Here is a 17692-nt window from a genome sequence, read left to right as displayed (position 1 = left end):
GAAATCATCGGTCTCAGAAACGGGCGCCAACCCCTGTGGGAGCTGGCTTGCCTGCGATAGCGATCTATCAGTCACATCATTGCTGACTGGCCCACCGCTATCGCAGGCAAGCCAGCTCCCACATTGACCGTATTGTCAGATCAGAATTTCAGCGTGGCGGCCTGGGCCGTCGCTTCAACACCTTGCTGGCCGCTCGGCCCGATCAGTTGTACCTGAATTTTCTGAGTGGCGGGGAAGGTCTTGAACACCTGGGTCAGGTCGAGGTTGCTCAGTGCCGTCGGCGTGGCGCAGGTGAACTGGTAGTGAGCGTGGATTTCGCTGTGGTCGTGATGATGTTCGTGGGCAGCGGCGCCTTTGCCGTCGGTGGCGTGGTCATCATCGTCGTCGTCATGGTCGGCTTCAGGCTTGTCGCCGAACAGCGGGCTGTTGAGTTCCTGGGTGCTGATCACACAACCGGCGCCTTTGGGCAGGTTGAACAGGGCCAGCGGGTTTTCCAGTTGCTTGCGGGCGGCAGCGACTTTGGCTTTGTCGGCAGGGGTCGTGGCTTGATGTTCAAAGCCAACAAGGTTCATGGCCGGGCTATCGAATTCCAGCTCCAGCGCCTGGCCGTCAAGCACGGCGTTGAGACGGCCAACACCGTGTTCATGAGCGCCCAGGCTGCCGTGCTCGTGGGCGTGTTCATGGTCGTGCTCATCGGCAGCGTGGGCGATGGCGAGTGGCAGCAGGGCAAACGGCAAAGCGAGCAGCAGGCGGCGCATGAGAAGGCTCCAGAACATGAAAGTTTTGTTATGTGATCTTATAACAATAATGACAGGAGTTTGAACGCCCGCTTGGCGTTGCGCAAGTCGCGTGGGAGCATGCCTATCGGAAAAGTACGGGAGTGAAGGCGATGTTACGAATTCGTGGAACCGTCGGTGACCTGCCGGTGGACCTGACCCTGGAGCTGGACGACGGCGACTGGGCACGACTGGGCGCGCAATTGCAGGCGTCGCCTTTGCAGGCAGCCCCGGCGGCGCCGGTCAAACAAAACGATGACCTGTGGCAGAACGCCCAGGACCTGTTGCGCAAAGCCGGGCAGCTCAGCGGGCTGGAGTTGATCGATCAACTGGAAGGGTTGGCCGGCGATGCCGCCTCAGGCAAGCGCCTGTTGGTGCGCCTGCGCCACAGCTCGAACGTGAAAGTGGCCAGCGGCGCCGATACGCCGCTGTACAGCTGGGTCGGTGATTAGTACAGCGCAGCGAACAGCTTGCGGCGGTACACGGTCACCAGCGGGTGGTCATTGCCCAGCAGTTCGAACACTTGCAGCAAGGTCTTGTGCGGCAGGCCTTCGCTGTAACTGCGGTTGCGGATGAACAGCTTGAGCAAGCCTTCCAGGGCGGCGTCGTACTGCTGACGGGCCAGTTGCTGGATGCTCAACTGATAGGCCGCTTCATCGTCCTGCGGGTTTTGCGCCAGACGGCTTTTCAAGTCGGCGGCGTCCGGCAGGTCGGCAGCCTGGCGCAGGAAGGTGATTTGCGCCTTGGCCCCGGCGAGGGCGGCTTTGTGCTCGTCGCTTTTCACCGCGTCGAGCACGGTTTGGGCTTCGCCCAATTCACCGCGTTCAGCCAGGCAACGTGCGTAGAGAATCAGCGCGCCGGCGTTGGTGTTGTCCTCGCCCAGCAGCGCCACCAACACGGTTTCGGCGTCGCTGATGCGGCCTTCGGCAAACAGCGCCTGAGCCTGTTCCAGCGGGTCAGCCGCCGCCGGTGGTGGCATCTGCACATGGGGTTCCAGCATTGCCCGCACTGCAGACTCCGGCTGCGCCCCGGCAAAGCCGTCTACCGGTTGGCCATCCTTGAACAGCACCACGGTCGGCAGGCTGCGAATGCCAAAACGCGCGACGATGTCCTGTTCGGCATCACAATCGACTTTGGCCAGCAGCAACTCGCCCTGATAACTCTCGGCAATTTGCGTCAGCATCGGCATCAGCGCCTTGCACGGCGCGCACCATTCGGCCCAGAAATCCACCAGCACGGGTTTTTCGAAAGAGTTCTGAATCACCGCCTGATCGAACGTGGCGGTGGTGGCGTCGAAGATGTACGGCGTGGGCTCACTCATGGGGCATCTCGATTAAAGCGGGAATGGGGCAACTATAAGGGCTGGCGCAGGCGGCTGAAAGCGCGGCGTTCGTGAGGCCATCGCGGGCAAGACCGCTCCCACAGCTGGACTGCATCGTCCTGTTGAAATGCATTCTCCTGTGGGAGCGGGCTTGCCCGCGATGACCTCACAGACGCCGCGAATGGTACAGGCTCACCTTGCGAAACTCCCAGGGCTCAGCCAGATCCGGCAAGGTCAATGCATCGAGAATTGCCAGGCGCTGATAGGCCGGGTGCTGGAAGTCCCTGACGCGCGAATCCGCCACCAGCGCTTCACGGCCACGGCTGAGGAAGTGATCCAGCAGCGGCAGGTTGGCGCGGTCGTAGAGCACGTCGGCGACGAGAATCAAATCGAAACGGTCGGCTTCGGCGAAAAAGTCGGCTGAATAATTCAGCTCAACCCCATTGAGTTCGGCATTCGCCCGGCAAGACGCCAGCGCCAGCGGGTCGAGGTCGCACGCCACCACTTCCAGCGCGCCCGCCTTGACGGCGGCAATACCGGCCACGCCGGAGCCGGCGCCGAAGTCCAGCACTCGCTTGCCTGCCACCCATTCAGGGTTGGCGGCCAGATACCGGGCCAGCGCCAGGCCGCTGGCCCAGCAAAAACTCCAATAGGGCGGCTCATGCAGGATGCGCCGGGTCTCTTCCTGGCTGAAGGCGCGGTCCATGTTGTCGGCATCCAGCAGCCACAACGACAGCGCGGTGCCCGGCAGCGGGCAGGGCACCAGGTGGGCGTCGCCGATCAACTCGCTCAGGGCCGCTTGCAGGTGCAGCGGTGGCGTCATGGTGCCGGTACGAGCTGCAGGGGGCCGGTGGTCTGGGTAATCGCCTGGGTGATGCGCACGGCAGGCAGGTGCAGGATCAACTGGCCGGACTGGCTGGCGCGGCCGCGCAATTCAACGCGCGCACCGGCCGGGAAGGCTTCCGGGTTGAAACGCAGGCGGAAGGCCACGGGCTTGCCGTTGCCGGTCAATACGCTGCTGGCGAGCAGCTGTTGCGGACGGTTGCGCTCGTCGATCACCAGCAGCGCCAGTTCGACTTCGGCATTGGCCGGCACGCCGTTCAGCGAGCCGCTGATTTCACGCTGATACGCCGGCAACGGGCCGAGGTCTTCAATGCCGGGCACTTTTTTCTCTTGGGCCGGTGTGGGTTGAGGGGCGGCAGGCTTGGGGGCTTGGCTGCTGCAGGCGACCAGGAAACTGAACAAGGTAAGCAAAACAAGTGGTCGTAACTGCATGTACGGCTCCAGAAAGGGCAAAATCCGTGGCTTAAAAAATATGAAACATAATAGTCAGCCTATATACCGTAAAGGCTATGGCTTGTCTTGCCACGGGGATGCGCTACCATGGCCCTCCCTTTTTTTGTTGCCTGCCACCATGCACTGTCCCTTCTGCGGTGCCAACGACACCAAGGTCATTGACTCGCGTCTGGTCGCCGAGGGCGATCAAGTGCGTCGCCGGCGCGAATGCCTGGCCTGCGGTGAACGTTTCACCACCTTCGAAACCGCCGAACTGGTGTTGCCACGTCTGATCAAATCCGACGGCAGCCGCCAGCCCTTCGACGAAGAAAAACTGCGCGCGGGTATGCAACGCGCCCTGGAAAAACGCCCGGTGAGTGTCGAGCGGCTGGAGGCGGCGCTGGTGCACATCAAGCACAAGCTGCGTGCCACCGGCGAGCGCGAGGTCAAGAGCCTGGTGGTCGGAGAGCTGGTGATGGGCGAGTTGCAAAAGCTCGACGAAGTTGCCTACATCCGTTTCGCCTCGGTGTATCGACGCTTCCAGGACCTCAATGAGTTCCGCGAAGAGATCGACCGCCTGGCCCGTGAGCCGGTGAAGAAATGACACTACCTTCTGCTGAACAGGCGGTACTCGACGCCCATTACATGGCGCGCGCCCTCGAACTGGCACGTAAGGGCCTGTACACCACCCACCCCAACCCACGGGTCGGTTGCGTGATTGTGCGTGATGGGCAGATTGTCGGCGAAGGCTGGCACGAGCGCACCGGCGAGCCCCACGCCGAGCCCAACGCCCTGCGCGCCGCGGGCGACAGGGCGCGAGGTGCCACGGTGTATGTGACCCTCGAACCCTGCAGCCACCACGGCCGCACGCCGCCCTGCGCTGATGCACTGGTGAGTGCCGGCGTGGCGCGCGTCGTCGCGGGCATGCAGGACCCGAACCCGGAAGTGGCGGGGCGCGGCATGCAGCGTCTGGCCCAGGCCGGGATCGAGATTCGCAGCGGCGTGCTGGAGAAGGAAGCTCGCGCACTGAACCCGGGTTTTCTCAAGCGCATGGAACACGGCCTGCCGTTTGTGCGGGTCAAGCTGGCGATGAGCCTGGACGGCCGCACCGCGATGGCCAGCGGCGAAAGCCAATGGATCACCGGCCTGGCAGCCCGTGCCGCCGTGCAGCGCCTGCGTGCCGAGGCCAGCGTGGTGCTGACCGGCGCCGACACGGTGCTGGCCGATGGTGCACGCCTGACCGTGCGCGCCGCCGAGCTTGGCCTGGATGAAGCAACCACCGCACTGGCCATGTCGCGTCCGCCGCTGCGGGTGTTGATCGACGGCCGCCTGCGCGTGCCACTCAACGCGCCGTTCTTCAAGGCCGGCCCGGCGTTGGTGATCACCTGCGTGACCCCGGAAAACCAGTTTCCCCGTGGGCCCGAGTGCCTGGTGGTGCCTGGCGTCGACGGCCAGGTCGATCTGCGTTCGGCCCTCGTGGCGCTGGCTGCCCGCGGCGTCAATGAAGTGCTGGTCGAAGCCGGGCCAAGTCTGGCGGGCGCCTTTGCCCAACAAGGCCTGGTGGACGAATACGTGATATTCGTCGCCGGCAAGTTCCTCGGCTCCGCCGCGCGGCCTTTGCTCGACTGGCCGCTTGAGAAACTGGCCGACGCCCCCCAACTCAAGATCACTGAAATGCGCGCGGTAGGCGACGACTGGCGAGTCACTGCCGTCCCGCTTCCACCCGCGAGCGTATAATTCTGACCGGGCGCTCAACTGCCCGTACCCGTTTTCCAGGAGAAGGCCATGTTCACCGGCATCATCGAATCCATCGGCAGCATCCGCGCCATGACCCCCAAAGGCGGCGACGTGCGCCTGCTGGTTGAAACCGGCAAGCTGGACCTGGGCGACGTCAAGCTGGGGGACAGCATCGCCGTCAGCGGCGTGTGCCTGACCGTCATCGAGCTGCCGGGCAACGGTTTTGCCGCCGACGTCAGCCGGGAAACCCTGGACTGCACGGCGATGAACGACCTCAAGGCCGGCAGCCCGGTCAACCTGGAAAAAGCCCTGACCCCGACCACCCGCCTGGGCGGCCACCTGGTCAGCGGCCATGTCGACGGCGTGGGTGAAGTGGTATCGCGCAGCGAAAACGCGCGTGCCGTGGAATTCCGCATTCGCGCGCCAAAAGAGCTGGCCAAGTACATCGCCCACAAAGGCTCGATCACCGTCGACGGCACCAGCCTGACCGTGAACGCCGTGAATGGCGCCGAATTTGAACTGACCATCATTCCCCACACCCTGAGCGAAACCATCATGGCGTCTTATCAGCCAGGTCGCCGGGTGAACCTGGAAGTGGACTTGCTGGCCCGTTACCTGGAGCGCCTGTTGTTGGGCGAAAAGGCCGCAGAGCCTACTGCCGGTAATATCACTGAAAGTTTTCTGGCCGCTAACGGCTACCTGAAATCCTGACCAAGGGGGTGCCGCGTGGCGCTCAATAGCATCGAAGAACTGGTTGAAGACATCCGCCAAGGCAAGATGGTCATCCTGATGGATGACGAAGACCGCGAAAACGAAGGCGACATCATCATGGCCGCCGAGGCCTGCAAACCTGAGCACATCAACTTCATGGCCAAGCACGCCCGCGGGCTGATCTGCATGCCCATGAGCCGCGAGCGCTGCGAACTGCTCAAGTTGCCGTTGATGGCGCCGCGCAATGGGTCGGGTTTCGGCACCAAGTTCACCGTGTCGATTGAAGCGACCACCGGCGTGACCACCGGTATCTCCGCCGCCGACCGCGCGCGCACCGTGCAGGCCGCCGCCGCGAAGGATGCCAAGGCTGAAGACATCGTCAGCCCCGGCCACATTTTCCCGCTGATGGCCCAGCCGGGCGGCACCCTCGCGCGTGCCGGCCACACCGAAGCCGCTTGCGACCTGGCGCGCATGGCCGGTTTCGAGCCGAGCGGTGTGATCTGCGAAGTGATGAACGACGACGGCACCATGGCTCGTCGCGCGGAGCTTGAAGCGTTTGCTGCTGAACACGACATCAAAATCGGCACCATTGCCGACCTGATTCACTACCGCATGATCCACGAACGTACCGTTCAGCGGATTGCCGAGCAGCCGCTGGACAGCGAACTGGGCCAATTCAATTTGGTGACCTACCGTGATTCGGTGGAAGGCGACGTGCACATGGCCCTGACCCTGGGCGCCATTTGCGCCGAAGAGCCGACCCTGGTGCGGGTGCACAACATGGACCCGTTGCGCGACCTGTTGATGGTCAAGCAGCCGGGCCGCTGGAGCCTGCGGGCCGCCATGGCCGCGGTTTCCGAGGCGGGCAGCGGTGTGGTGTTGCTGTTGGGTAACCCGGTGGATGGCGACGTGCTGCTGGCACATATTCGCGAAACCGCCGAGCACACCCAGGTCAAAACGCCCACCACCTACAGCATCGTCGGTGCCGGTTCGCAGATCCTGCGCGACCTCGGCGTGCGCAAAATGCGCCTGATGAGTGCGCCAATGAAATTTAATGCGATATCCGGTTTCGATCTGGAAGTTGTAGAATACGTGCCCTCCGAATAAAGGCCGGCGATTTTTGCCCCTTGTTCGCGGTTAACACATCACTGAGGGACGCACTTTTCGCGTCCCTGCTCTTTAAGAGATTTGTCGAATGACCCTGAAGACCATCGAAGGTACCTTCATCGCCCCCAAAGGCCGCTACGCACTGGTAGTCGGCCGCTTCAACAGCTTCGTGGTTGAAAGCCTGGTCAGCGGTGCCGTGGACGCCCTGGTTCGCCACGGTGTGAGCGAAAGCGACATCACCCTGATCCGCGCCCCTGGCGCCTTCGAGATTCCACTGGTTGCGCAAAAAGTTGCCCAACAGGGTGAATACGCGGCGATCATCGCCCTGGGCGCGGTCATTCGTGGCGGTACTCCGCACTTCGAATACGTGGCCGGCGAATGCACCAAGGGCCTGGCCCAGGTGTCCATGGAGTTCGGTGTGCCGGTAGCATTCGGCGTGCTGACCGTTGATTCCATCGAGCAAGCCATCGAGCGTTCCGGCACCAAGGCCGGTAACAAAGGCGCTGAAGCTGCCCTGTCCGCGCTGGAAATGGTCAGCCTGCTGTCGCAGTTGGAGGCCAAGTGATTTCCGACGAGAGCGACAACTTCAACCCGCGCGAGCCACGCCCTGCCGATGCCGGCAAACCGTCCAAGAACGAGAAGCGTCGCGCTGCCCGTCAATTGGCCACCCAGGCGCTGTATCAGCGTCACCTGGCCGGCGCCTCGCTGAACGAAATCGAAGCACAGTTCCGCGTCGACAACGATTTCACCTTCGCCGACCTGCCGTACTTCCACGACATCCTGCACGGTGTGCATGCGCACCTGACCGAAATCGATACAGCCCTGGCGCCTTGCCTGGACCTGACCATCGAAGAGCTGGACCCGGTTGAACTGTGCGTCATGCGCCTGTCGGCCTGGGAACTGCTGTATCGCGTCGACGTGCCGTACCGCGTGGTGATCAACGAAGGTATCGAGCTGGCGAAAGTCTACGGTTCGACCGACGGCCACAAGTTCGTCAACGGCGTACTCGACAAGCTGGCCCCGCGCCTGCGTGAAGCCGAAGTGAAAGCGTACAAGCGCTGAATGGGCGAGTTTGAGCTGATCCACACCTACTTCGCCGCCGCGCCTTGTGCGCAAGGCGGCGAGGGCATTGCACTGGGGATTGGCGACGACTGCGCCTTGCTGGCGCTCCCTGCCGGGGAGCAGCTGGCAATTTCTACCGATACGCTGGTGGCCGGCGTGCATTTTGCCGACCCCTGCGATCCCTTTCTGCTCGGCCAGCGCTCGCTGGCTGTGGCAGTCAGCGATCTGGCCGCCATGGGCGCCCACCCCCTCGCATTTACCCTTGCACTCACTACCCCGACGGTCGAGGCCGATTGGCTGCAACGCTATGCCCAGGGCTTGAATGCCATGGCGCAACGCTGCGGCGTAGGCCTGGTGGGCGGCGACACCACGCGCGGCCCGCTCAGCCTGACTCTGAGCGTGTTTGGCCGTGTGCCGGCCGGCCAGGCGTTGACCCGCAGCGGTGCGCAGCCGGGCGACCTGCTGTGTGTCGGCGGTGAACTGGGCAATGCCGCCGGCGCCTTGCCGTTGGTGCTGGGCCAGCGCAGTGCTGAGCCTGCTGTTGCCGAACCATTGCTGGCGCATTACTGGTCGCCGCAACCGCAGTTGGCGCTGGGGTTGGCACTGCGGGGCAAGGCGACGTCTGCGATGGATATTTCCGACGGCCTGTTGGCCGATTGCGGGCATATCGCCAAGGCCTCGTCCGTCAGTCTGGTGGTCGAGCGTCAGAAACTGCCGTTGTCCGCCGCCTTGCTGGCGTTCGTTGGCGATGACGCGGCCCGCGTGGCGGCGTTGAGCGGGGGCGATGACTATGTGTTGGCGTTCACTCTGCCGCCCGCCGAGCTGGCGCCGTTGCTGGCCGATGGCTGGCCGGTGCATGTGATCGGTCGGGTCGAGGCGGGGCAGGGCGTGACGCTGCTCGATGCCAATGGGCAGGACATCACCCCGGCCGTGCGCGGCTACCAGCACTTTCACGAAAAAGCCTGAATCCCGCAGCTGCGCTACCCTCTATAGGTTCGTGTGCCGCAGGAGGTTGCCGCTATGGATGTGCGTCGCTGGCTGCTGATCGGGTTGTGCGCCACCGTTTTACTGGTTCAGGCGCAAGAGGCCCAGGTGCCTGGCAAAGTCATGCTGGCCAGTGAGGAATGGAACGACTACACCAACAAGGATGGCAGTGGCCTTGCCTGGGACGTATTGCGCCAGGTGTTCGAGCCTGCGGGGATCACCGTGCAAACCCGCAGCGTGCCTTACACGCGCTCGGTCGGCCTGGCCCAGCGCGGCGAGGTAGACGGCTGGGTGGGTTCGTACCGCGACGAAGCCGGCGACGTGCTGTACCCCTACTGGAATTTTGACTCCGACCACATCTATGCCCTCGGCTTGGCCACTGCGCCGACGCCGAGCATCGCCACGCTGGGCAACTACCGCCTGGCCTGGGTGCGCGGCTACAAGTACGAAGAATACTTGCCGAATGTGCATCGCTTTAACCAGATCGAGCGGCGCGACGGCATCTTGCCGATGCTGCAGCACGGTCGGGCTGACTTTTACATTGATGCCTACACCGAGGCCCGGTTTGTCCTCGGCCAGGCCGACGACCCTACGCAATTCAAACTTACGCATATCGCCGAACTGCCGCTGTACGTGGGCTTTGCCGATACCGACCGTGGGCGGGCATTGATGGCGGTGTATGACCGGCGCATGGCCGCGCTGGTCAAAAGCGGCGAGCTGAAACCGGTTTTCGAGCGCTGGAAACAGCCTTATCCGTTCTGACCTGCATAGAACCGGGACGAAGGCCAATCGAACCTATTGATCTTTATCAGCGATAATTCAGCTTAAGCGTCTGTAGGAACCTGCTGTTACAATGATGCCCTCTGTGAAATCTGAAATCAGGAGCACACGGTGCCCGTCGTTTTCGTCGCCGCTTCCAAGCTGCCTACCCCTTTTGCCACGTTCACCATGAATGGCTTTCTCGAAGAAGCCACCGGCCGCGAGCACGTGGTGCTCAGCCTCGGTGACATCGCCGACGGCGCCCCGGTGCTGGGCCGTGTGCACTCCGAGTGCCTGACCGGTGACGCGCTGTTCAGCCAGCGCTGCGACTGCGGCTCGCAACTGGAAGCCGCGCTGCGCGCCATCGCCCGTGAAGGCCGTGGCGTGTTGCTGTACTTGCGTCAGGAAGGCCGTGGCATTGGCCTGATGAACAAGATCCGCGCCTATGAGCTGCAGGACGGTGGCGCCGACACCGTGGAAGCCAACGAACGCCTGGGTTTCGCCGCCGACCAGCGTGACTACGCGATCTGCCTGCCGATGCTGGAGCACCTGGGCGTCAAATCCCTGCGCCTGATGACCAACAACCCGCGCAAGGTCAAAGCCTTGTCCGAGATGGGCATCACCGTGGCCGAGCGCGTGCCGCTGCACACCGGGCACAACCCGCACAACAAGCTCTACCTGGCCACCAAAGCCAGTAAGCTCGACCACATGATGGGCAACGAGCACCAGGGCGAGGTCGACCGCGCGTGACCCGCGGCCAGGTGAAACGGCGACTGTCCTTCAACTGGTGGCAGTATCTGGCCCTGGCGTTGCTTCCGTTGTTCGTGCTCAACCTGGTGTTTGGCCAGGCTGAGCCCTTGCTTTCCGTGATGGCCATGCCGTTGTTTATCGCCGGCGTGGCCTCGATGTTTCTGAGCTTGCGCTATTTCAACGGCTATAAACATGCGCTGATCGCGACCTCGAAAGCCCTCGACACGCCCGAAGAACCGGCTGCCTGGATCACCCTGGCGGCGCGTCGGCGTGCGGCGCTGCTGGTGGCCGCGTTACCGGCCTGGATCGGTGCGCTGGCCGTGTTCGTCGGCCTGGAGGCCGTGCCTCTGTTTTTGCTGGCGCTGTCCACCCTCGTTCTGTTTTACCTTTACCGCATCCCCCGTCAACTCGGATGAAACGCCATGGGCTGGCGGTTTTGCTGCTGGCGGTCTGTGCCCAGGCGTTGGCCGCTGAGCGCGTGGTCAGCCTGGCGCCGTCGCTGTCTGAAATCGTGGTTGAACTGGGCGCCGCCGACGTGCTGGTGGGCGTGCTCGACGGCGGTGACCGGCCGCAGGCATTGGCGACGGTGCCGTCGGTTGGGCACTACGGCCAGTTGGACATGGAGCGCCTGCTCAGCCTCAAGCCCGATCTGATTTTGCTGTGGCCCGGCAGCGTCGGTCCGGCCCAGCGCGAGCAACTGCAGCGCCTGAATATCCCGGTCTACGTGGCCGAGCCCCATAAACTTGAACAGCTGACCTCCCAGGTCCAGGCCATTGCCGAGCAGCTTGGGCGGCACGAGGCTGGCCGGCAATTGGCCGCGCAGTTGCGCCAACGCCTGGCCGAACTGCGCCAGCGCTATCAACGCACCGAGCCGTTGCGGGTGTTTTACCAGGTGTGGAATCAGCCCCTGTACACCGTGGGTGGCGGGCAGATCATCAGCGATGCGCTGACGGTCTGTGGGGCGCGTAATGTGTTTGATGACCTGAAGCTGCCTGCGCCGCAGGTCAGCGTCGAGTCCGTGCTACAGCGCGACCCCGAGATGATCCTGGTGGGCGACCAGGCCCAGAAGGATGACTGGAAGGTTTGGCCGGCGATGGCGGAGCGGGTCCGTTTGGTGCCCGATAAGGGCCTGGAGCGGCCGAGTGGGCAGATGGTGGAGGCGGTGGCGCGGTTGTGTCAGGTGATTGCACCGAACCTGTGAGGCCGCTATCGCAGGCAAGCCAGCTCCCACCTTTTGTGGGAGCTGGCTTGCCTGCGATGAGGCCGGTACTGGCGAGTCAGATTTCAGGCGTCCAGGTCACCCCAAACATCCACACCCGACCCTCCTCACGGTAGTTCTGATTGTTCTCGTAATTGGGATCCTGATAACTGTACATCGCCCGCGCATAGGACTTGTCCAGCACATTGTCGACTTTCAGTGACAGCAACACTTCCCGGTTCAACGCCCAGCTGCCGCGCAGGCCCAGCAAGGCGTAGCCGCCCAGGCGGTGGGTATTTTCGGCATCGTCATAGCTGGAACTGACAGCCTGCCAACTCGCGCCAACCCCCAGTTTGTCGAACTGCCGATCCAGGTCCAGGCTCAGCGTACGCCGTGCCCGGCGCTCCAGGGTGTGGCCGGTGTCGCGGTCACGCGGGTCAATAATCGACAGCCCCAGGTTGCCTTGCCAGCCAAACAGTTCTTGCTTGAGCGCCGTCTCGAAACCATTGATCCGGGCCGATGCCACGTTGCGCGGGATGTAGAAATCCATCTGCTGCGCAACGATGGCGTCTTTCAGATCGGTGCGGTACAGCGAGGTTTCCAAACGCGTCGTGTCTGTCAGTTGGCTGCGCCATTGCACCTCGTAGCTCTTCGAATGTTCCGGCTTGAGGCTGGGGTTGCTGCTGCCGGGGTAATACAGGTCATTAAAGCTCGGCGCACGGAAGCCTTCGCTGTAGGACAGCAACAGGTCGTTATCCGGGTTGAGCGGCAGGGTGAGCGTGCCGCTCCAGGTGTTTTGGCTGCCGAACTGCTGGTTGGTGTCGTGGCGCAAGCCCACTTCGGTGGAGAACGCCTCTGAAGCGTAACGGTGTTGGATAAACGCTGCACGGTTCCAGCGGCTGTCCTCGTCAAAGTCAGTGGTGGCGCGCACCCTGTCCTGGTACCAGTCGCCGCCGAGGATCAGGCTGTTGCGATCATCCAGCGTCAGGTCGTTCTGCCAGTTCACCGAGTCGCGGTAGGTGTTGAAGGCGCTGCCCTCATCGCTGAGGTGGTCGCGCTTCTTGTCGCGGTTCTCGCTGTGGCCCAGTTCCAGCCGGGTCTGCCAGCGGTCGTTGAGCCTGGCGTCGACATAACCGCTGGCACTGCTCACCGTGTAGTCGGTGTAGGGTTTCTGGCCCACGGTTTCGAACGCGCTGACGTAGCGTCCAAAGGGGTTGTCATATTCTGATTTGCCCCGGCCATCCAGCAGGTTGAAGCCCACTTCCACGTCATCGCTCAATGAGTGGCTGAGGTTCAGGCTCAAGGATTTATTGCGGTAGGCGTCATGGTCGCCACCGGTGGCAAAAGACTCGTGGGTCCAGTTGGTGCCTTGGGTTTCATCCAGGCTGGCACCCAGGTTGAATCGGGTGCGCTCATCGCCGCCGGAGAGGCCCAGGCTGCGCTCCCAGGTCTGGTGGCTGCCAAAGCCCAGGTGCAGGCGCGGGTGAATGCCCGCCTGTGCGTTGCGCCGGGTGAAAATCTGGATCACTCCGCCAATGGCGTCGCTGCCATAGATGACCGAGCGTGAACCGCGCAGGACTTCCACGCGCTCAATCTGATCGACGCTCAAATACTGCAACCCGCTGTCACCCGAGGTGGCATTGGCGATGCGCTGGCCATCCACCAGCACCAGGCTCTGGGCGGTCTTGGTGCCGCGGATGAAAATGCCCGGCAAGCTGCCGCGCCCGCCGGTTTGCGCCACTTGCACGCCGGGCACGCGGCTGAGCAGGTCGGTGATGCTGGTGGGTTGCAGGCGGTCAATGTCGTCGCGGGTGAATACAGTGTTGGCGGCGCTGCTGTCGTTACGCGCCTGCACCTGGCGGTTGGCGCTGATGACGACGTCGGAGAGTTTCAGGGCGTTGTCGCGCTCGAAGGTGTCGGCCAGCAGGTCGGCGGCGGGGAGCAACAGCAAGGGCAGGGCGAAGTGGAGGCGGGTCATGGGCTGTCCATAGCATTGAGCAGTAATACGAAACACTTGTGGGAGCTGGCTTGCCTGCGATAGCGGTTTACCAGGCACATCAATGTTGAATGTGCCAACGTCATCGCAGGCAAGCCAGCTCCCACAAGTTGGTCCAGTGTTTGCCGGGGGGTGAGGTTACAGGCCCAGCAGCGTCATCCGCTCGCGCACCGACGCCTCGATCCCGGCTTCATCCAGCCCGCACTCAGCCAGCATCTGTGCCGGCTTGGCGTGTTCGACGTACACATCCGGCAAGCCCAGGTGCAGCACCGACTTGAGGATATTCTCCCGCGCCAGGAACTCGCTGACCGCCGCACCGGCGCCGCCCATGATGGCGTTTTCTTCGACAGTCACCAGCAACGCGTGGCTGCCGGCGATTTCGCGTACCAGGGCTTCATCCAGCGGCTTGACGAAACGCATGTCGACCACGGTGGCGTCGAGCTTCTCGGCGACTTTCAGGGCTTCGGCCAGCTGCACACCGAATACCAGGAACGCGGTCTTGCTGCCTTGGCGACGGACAATGCCTTTGCCGATCTCGATCGGCTCCAGGTCTTTCTCGATCACTGCGTTCGGGCCATTGCCACGCGGGTAGCGCACAGCGGCCGGGCCGTTGTAGAGGTGGCCGGTGCTGAGCATTTTGCGCAGTTCGTTTTCATCGCTCGGTGTCATCACCAGCATGCCGGGGATGCAACGCAGGTAGGACAGGTCAAAGCTGCCGGCGTGGGTCGGGCCGTCTTCGCCCACCAGGCCTGCGCGGTCGATGGCGAACAGCACGTCGAGGTTCTGCACCGCCACATCGTGCACAAGCTGGTCGTAACCGCGTTGCAAGAAGGTGGAGTAGATCGCCACCACCGGCTTGGCGCCTTCACAGGCCATACCGGCGGCGAAGGTCACCGCGTGCTGCTCGGCAATCGCCACGTCGAAGTAGCGCAGCGGGAACCGCTCGCTGAAGGCCACCAGGTCGGAGCCTTCCTTCATCGCCGGGGTAATGCCCACCAGGCGCGGGTCAGCGGCGGCCATGTCGCACAGCCATTCGCCGAACACGCCGGAATACTTCGGCCCGCCGGCCTTTTTCGGCGCAGCGGCGGGGGCATCCACAGGTTCAAGCTTGGTGATGGCGTGGTAGCCGATCGGGTCGACTTCCGCCGGGGCGAAGCCTTTGCCTTTCTTGGTGACGATATGCAGGAACTGCGGGCCCTTGAGGTCACGCATGTTGCGCAGCGTGGCGATCAGAGTGGGCAGGTCGTGGCCGTCGATCGGGCCGATGTAGTTCCAGCCCAACTCTTCGAACAGGGTGCCGGGCACCAGCATGCCCTTGGCATATTCTTCGGTGCGGCGGGCAATTTCCCATGCACCGGGCAGGCGCGAGAGCACTTTTTTGCTGCCTTCGCGCATGCTGGCATACGTACGGCTGGAGAGGATTTTGGCCAGGTAATTGGACAACCCGCCCACGTTGCGCGAAATCGACATGTCGTTGTCGTTGAGGATCACCAACATGTTGGCGTCCACTTCCGGCGCGTGGTTCAGCGCTTCGAAGGCCATGCCGGCGGTCAACGCGCCGTCACCTATCACCGCAATTGCCTTGCGCTCGCTGCCTTGCAGGCGGGCGGCAATGGCCATGCCCAGGGCTGCGCTGATGGAGGTGCTGGAGTGGCCGACGCCAAAGGTGTCGTACTCGCTCTCGGAGCGACGCGGGAAGGCGGCCAGGCCGTCCTTCTGGCGCAGGGTGCCCATGCGCTCGCGGCGGCCCGTGAGGATTTTGTGCGGATACGCCTGATGGCCCACGTCCCACACCAGCCGGTCATCCGGGGTGTCGAACACGTAATGCAGGGCGATGGTCAGCTCGATGACGCCCAGGCCGGCACCGAAATGCCCACCGGTCTGTCCGACCGTGTAGAGCAATTCCAGGCGCAACTCATCGGCCAGGGTTTCCAGCTCGGCTTCACCCAGTCGACGCAGGCCGTCCGGCGTGGCAGCGCGGTCGAGCAGGGGCGTGGACGGGCGTTTGCGGGGAATCTCTTGAAACGTCGTGGGCATCAGGCGAATCGTTATAGGTATAGAAGAGGCGGCAGTTTACCTCAAGCATCGCAAACTGCCCACGCGGAGCGCCGAACTTGGCTGATATGCGGCGGTAATCGCCGCCGTGATCAGTGGCGACGTTCGACGATATACCGCGCCAGGTCACGCAACGGCTCGGCCGCCGCGTCGAAAGGTCGCAGGGCGGCCAGTGCCTGGTCGCGCAGTTCCAGGGCGTACGCCTTGGCGGCTTGCAGCCCGAGCAATGCGGGATAAGTCGGCTTGTCCCGTGCGATATCGGCGCCCTGGCGTTTGCCGAGGGTGGCGGTGTCACTTTCCACGTCGAGGATATCGTCCTGCACCTGGAACGCCAGGCCGATCGCCCGGGAGTACGTCTGCAGGGCGGCCAATTGCTCGGCTCCGGCGCGGCCACTGGCCAAAGCGCCCAATTCCACGGCCGCTTCGATCAGTGCACCGGTCTTGTGGCGATGCATGTGTTCCAGGGCGTGCTGGTCCAGTTTGAGGCTGACCGAACCCATGTCGATGGCCTGCCCGCCAACCATACCGGCCGGGCCGGCGGCGTGGGCCAGTTTGGTCACCATGCGCAGGCGGATTTCGGCGTTGACGCTGCTCAGGTTCGGGTCCAGCAACGCGCTGAACGCCAGGCTCTGCAGACCGTCACCGGCCAGGATCGCATAGGCTTCATCAAAGGCTTTATGGGTGGTGGGCTGGCCGCGACGCAGGTCGTCGTCGTCCATGGCCGGCAAATCGTCGTGCACCAGGGAATAGGCGTGAATCAGCTCCACCGCACATGCCGCGCCGTTGGCTTCTTCGGCCGGCGCGCCCAGGGCTTCACAGGCGGCATAGGCCAGCAACGGGCGTACCCGTTTGCCGCCATTCATCACGCTGTAGCGCATGGCTTCATAAAGGCGGTTCATTTCCGGGCTTGGCGCAACAAACAAGGGCTCCAGCGCCGCATTGACCCGGGCTTGGCTACTGGCCTGATACGCGTCGATCATTCCGGCTGTTCCGCATCGAAAGGTTCTTCGGCCAACTCCCCGTCACGCTCCAGCAGCACTTGCACCTTTTGCTCTGCCTGCGCCAGCGCGCTCTGGCAGTCGCGGGTCAGGCCGATGCCTTGCTCAAACGCCGTCAAAGAGTCTTCCAGCGACAACTCGCCGTTCTCCAGACGCTCGACCAGGGTTTGCAGGTCGGCGAGGGATTGTTCGAAATCGAGTGCAACTTTTTTGCGGGCCATGGCGGCTATTCCGGTAGACGGTAAACCGGCGCGACACTAGCAGACATGGGGGATTGGGGCAAATGAGCAGCCATAGGCTCACTGTTGCGCCGCCGCAGCCCGCAGGTAGTTGTAGACACTGGCTCGGGAGATCTTGAAGTAGTCGCCAACGTAGTCGACAAAATTGCGTACATCCAGCAAGCCGTGCTCCCGCGCCTGCACCAGCACCTGAATGATTTCTGCGCGGCCAAAATCGCTTGGTTTCAAGTTGTTGGAAGTCGCGACGGCTTCAACGACCTCATTGAACTTTTCCCGCCAGTCACCACTGAATAGCGACTCGGGGCGGGCCTGGGATGGCTGGCCCACGGCAAACCCGCTGATGAGTTTCTGCACCTGGGCCAGTGCGGTTACGTCGAAGTTGAGGCACAACAGTGTGTGCGGTTCTCCGTTTGCGGCCCGCGCCACCATGGTGATCGAACGAAGTTTGCGGCTGTTGGGGCCGGTTTTTTCATAAGGCCCGACTACGTCCGGCCCGGCGGCCAGTTCCGGCAGGTCGGTGATCAGCGACTCATCGCCGACCCGGCGCCTGGAAAAGCCATTGGCGATATGGGCAATGCGCCCGCTGCGCAGGTCGTGCACCACCGCTTCAAGGTCTGGATAGAGCAGGGCGGCGATGCCGTCGGCGGTGGCCTTGATGAATGCGATATCGACCATGGGGTAACCGGACGCAGGAAATAGGAAGGGCGATTGTACGCAAGCGTCC

General features: G+C 63.1%; 21 protein-coding genes. 12 read left to right on the top strand and 9 right to left on the bottom strand.

What is annotated here, in order from left to right; translation table 11 throughout:
- Positions 1 to 140: 140 nt before the first annotated feature.
- Positions 141 to 758 (bottom strand): DUF2796 domain-containing protein, encoded by a 618-nt coding sequence (locus ATI14_RS03435; RefSeq protein ID WP_016973963.1) that lies wholly within the window; start codon positions 756 to 758, stop codon positions 141 to 143.
- A gap of 131 nt (positions 759 to 889) precedes the next feature.
- Here ATI14_RS03435 and ATI14_RS03430 point away from each other — a divergent pair, with 131 nt between their 5' ends.
- Positions 890 to 1228, top strand: a complete 339-nt coding sequence (locus ATI14_RS03430) for a hypothetical protein (RefSeq protein ID WP_016973962.1) — start codon at positions 890 to 892, stop codon at positions 1226 to 1228.
- Here ATI14_RS03430 and trxA read toward each other — a convergent pair.
- From trxA to ATI14_RS03415, 3 genes are all read right to left on the bottom strand, one after another.
- On the bottom strand, positions 1225 to 2097 hold the full coding sequence (gene trxA / locus ATI14_RS03425; RefSeq protein ID WP_016973961.1) for a thioredoxin: 873 nt from the start codon (positions 2095 to 2097) through the stop codon (positions 1225 to 1227). The genes ATI14_RS03430 and trxA overlap by 4 nt on opposite strands.
- 166 nt (positions 2098 to 2263) lie before the next feature.
- Complete coding sequence (locus tag ATI14_RS03420) at positions 2264 to 2920, bottom strand: class I SAM-dependent methyltransferase (protein ID WP_016973960.1); 657 nt, start codon at positions 2918 to 2920, stop codon at positions 2264 to 2266.
- Complete coding sequence (locus ATI14_RS03415) at positions 2917 to 3372, bottom strand: YbaY family lipoprotein (protein WP_016973959.1); 456 nt, start codon at positions 3370 to 3372, stop codon at positions 2917 to 2919. The genes ATI14_RS03420 and ATI14_RS03415 overlap by 4 nt, the downstream gene beginning before the upstream one ends.
- A gap of 139 nt (positions 3373 to 3511) precedes the next feature.
- On the opposite strand from ATI14_RS03415, the gene nrdR reads away from it, so the two are divergent.
- The 11 genes from nrdR to ATI14_RS03360 all read left to right on the top strand — a co-directional run bounded on the left by nrdR (position 3512) and on the right by ATI14_RS03360 (position 11683).
- A complete protein-coding gene (gene nrdR, locus ATI14_RS03410) occupies positions 3512 to 3976 on the top strand; it encodes a transcriptional regulator NrdR (RefSeq protein ID WP_026082968.1) in 465 nt (154 codons plus the stop codon).
- Positions 3973 to 5109 (top strand): bifunctional diaminohydroxyphosphoribosylaminopyrimidine deaminase/5-amino-6-(5-phosphoribosylamino)uracil reductase RibD, encoded by a 1137-nt coding sequence (gene ribD, locus ATI14_RS03405; RefSeq protein WP_016973957.1) that lies wholly within the window; start codon positions 3973 to 3975, stop codon positions 5107 to 5109. Before nrdR ends, ribD begins: the two co-directional genes overlap by 4 nt.
- A gap of 48 nt (positions 5110 to 5157) precedes the next feature.
- Complete coding sequence (locus tag ATI14_RS03400; protein ID WP_016973956.1) at positions 5158 to 5820, top strand: riboflavin synthase; 663 nt, start codon at positions 5158 to 5160, stop codon at positions 5818 to 5820.
- Positions 5821 to 5835: 15 nt separating this feature from the next.
- The gene (gene ribBA, locus ATI14_RS03395; protein WP_016973955.1) at positions 5836 to 6927 is read left to right on the top strand and encodes a bifunctional 3,4-dihydroxy-2-butanone-4-phosphate synthase/GTP cyclohydrolase II; all 1092 of its coding nucleotides are present in this window, start codon (positions 5836 to 5838) and stop codon (positions 6925 to 6927) included.
- Positions 6928 to 7015: 88 nt separating this feature from the next.
- Complete coding sequence (gene ribH / locus ATI14_RS03390; RefSeq protein ID WP_003194576.1) at positions 7016 to 7492, top strand: 6,7-dimethyl-8-ribityllumazine synthase; 477 nt, start codon at positions 7016 to 7018, stop codon at positions 7490 to 7492.
- Positions 7489 to 7989 (top strand): transcription antitermination factor NusB, encoded by a 501-nt coding sequence (nusB, locus tag ATI14_RS03385; RefSeq protein WP_010206836.1) that lies wholly within the window; start codon positions 7489 to 7491, stop codon positions 7987 to 7989. The genes ribH and nusB overlap by 4 nt, the downstream gene beginning before the upstream one ends.
- Complete coding sequence (gene thiL, locus ATI14_RS03380) at positions 7990 to 8955, top strand: thiamine-phosphate kinase (RefSeq protein ID WP_016973954.1); 966 nt, start codon at positions 7990 to 7992, stop codon at positions 8953 to 8955. It abuts the gene before it with no gap.
- A 54-nt stretch (positions 8956 to 9009) separates the two neighbouring features.
- Complete coding sequence (locus ATI14_RS03375; protein ID WP_080520679.1) at positions 9010 to 9735, top strand: substrate-binding periplasmic protein; 726 nt, start codon at positions 9010 to 9012, stop codon at positions 9733 to 9735.
- A 129-nt stretch (positions 9736 to 9864) separates the two neighbouring features.
- A complete protein-coding gene (gene ribA, locus ATI14_RS03370) occupies positions 9865 to 10482 on the top strand; it encodes a GTP cyclohydrolase II (protein ID WP_016973952.1) in 618 nt (205 codons plus the stop codon).
- Positions 10479 to 10898: a hypothetical protein gene (locus tag ATI14_RS03365; protein WP_016973951.1), complete on the top strand. Its 420-nt coding sequence runs from the start codon at positions 10479 to 10481 to the stop codon at positions 10896 to 10898. The genes ribA and ATI14_RS03365 overlap by 4 nt, the downstream gene beginning before the upstream one ends.
- Positions 10895 to 11683, top strand: coding sequence for a cobalamin-binding protein (locus ATI14_RS03360; protein ID WP_016973950.1), 789 nt, complete (start codon positions 10895 to 10897; stop codon positions 11681 to 11683). Before ATI14_RS03365 ends, ATI14_RS03360 begins: the two co-directional genes overlap by 4 nt.
- 76 nt (positions 11684 to 11759) lie before the next feature.
- On the opposite strand, the gene ATI14_RS03355 is transcribed toward ATI14_RS03360, so the two are convergent.
- From ATI14_RS03355 to ATI14_RS03335, 5 genes are all read right to left on the bottom strand, one after another.
- Positions 11760 to 13658, bottom strand: a complete 1899-nt coding sequence (locus tag ATI14_RS03355) for a TonB-dependent receptor domain-containing protein (RefSeq protein WP_080520678.1) — start codon at positions 13656 to 13658, stop codon at positions 11760 to 11762.
- A 156-nt stretch (positions 13659 to 13814) separates the two neighbouring features.
- The gene (gene dxs / locus ATI14_RS03350) at positions 13815 to 15713 is read right to left on the bottom strand and encodes a 1-deoxy-D-xylulose-5-phosphate synthase (RefSeq protein WP_016973948.1); all 1899 of its coding nucleotides are present in this window, start codon (positions 15711 to 15713) and stop codon (positions 13815 to 13817) included.
- A gap of 110 nt (positions 15714 to 15823) precedes the next feature.
- Entirely contained in the window at positions 15824 to 16711 is an 888-nt protein-coding gene (gene ispA, locus ATI14_RS03345; protein WP_016973947.1) for a (2E,6E)-farnesyl diphosphate synthase, read from the bottom strand.
- A complete protein-coding gene (locus tag ATI14_RS03340; RefSeq protein ID WP_003176346.1) occupies positions 16708 to 16950 on the bottom strand; it encodes an exodeoxyribonuclease VII small subunit in 243 nt (80 codons plus the stop codon). The genes ispA and ATI14_RS03340 overlap by 4 nt, the downstream gene beginning before the upstream one ends.
- A 78-nt stretch (positions 16951 to 17028) precedes the next feature.
- Entirely contained in the window at positions 17029 to 17643 is a 615-nt protein-coding gene (locus ATI14_RS03335; RefSeq protein WP_016973946.1) for a helix-turn-helix transcriptional regulator, read from the bottom strand.
- Between the last annotated feature and the right edge of the window lie 49 nt (positions 17644 to 17692).

Origin of the sequence: Pseudomonas tolaasii NCPPB 2192, assembly GCF_002813445.1 — a bacterium.
Taxonomy (GTDB): Bacteria; Pseudomonadota; Gammaproteobacteria; order Pseudomonadales; family Pseudomonadaceae; genus Aquipseudomonas; species Aquipseudomonas tolaasii.
The sequence above is the reverse complement of the archived record's forward strand: the minus strand, read 5'-3'. Positions and strand labels throughout refer to the sequence as shown.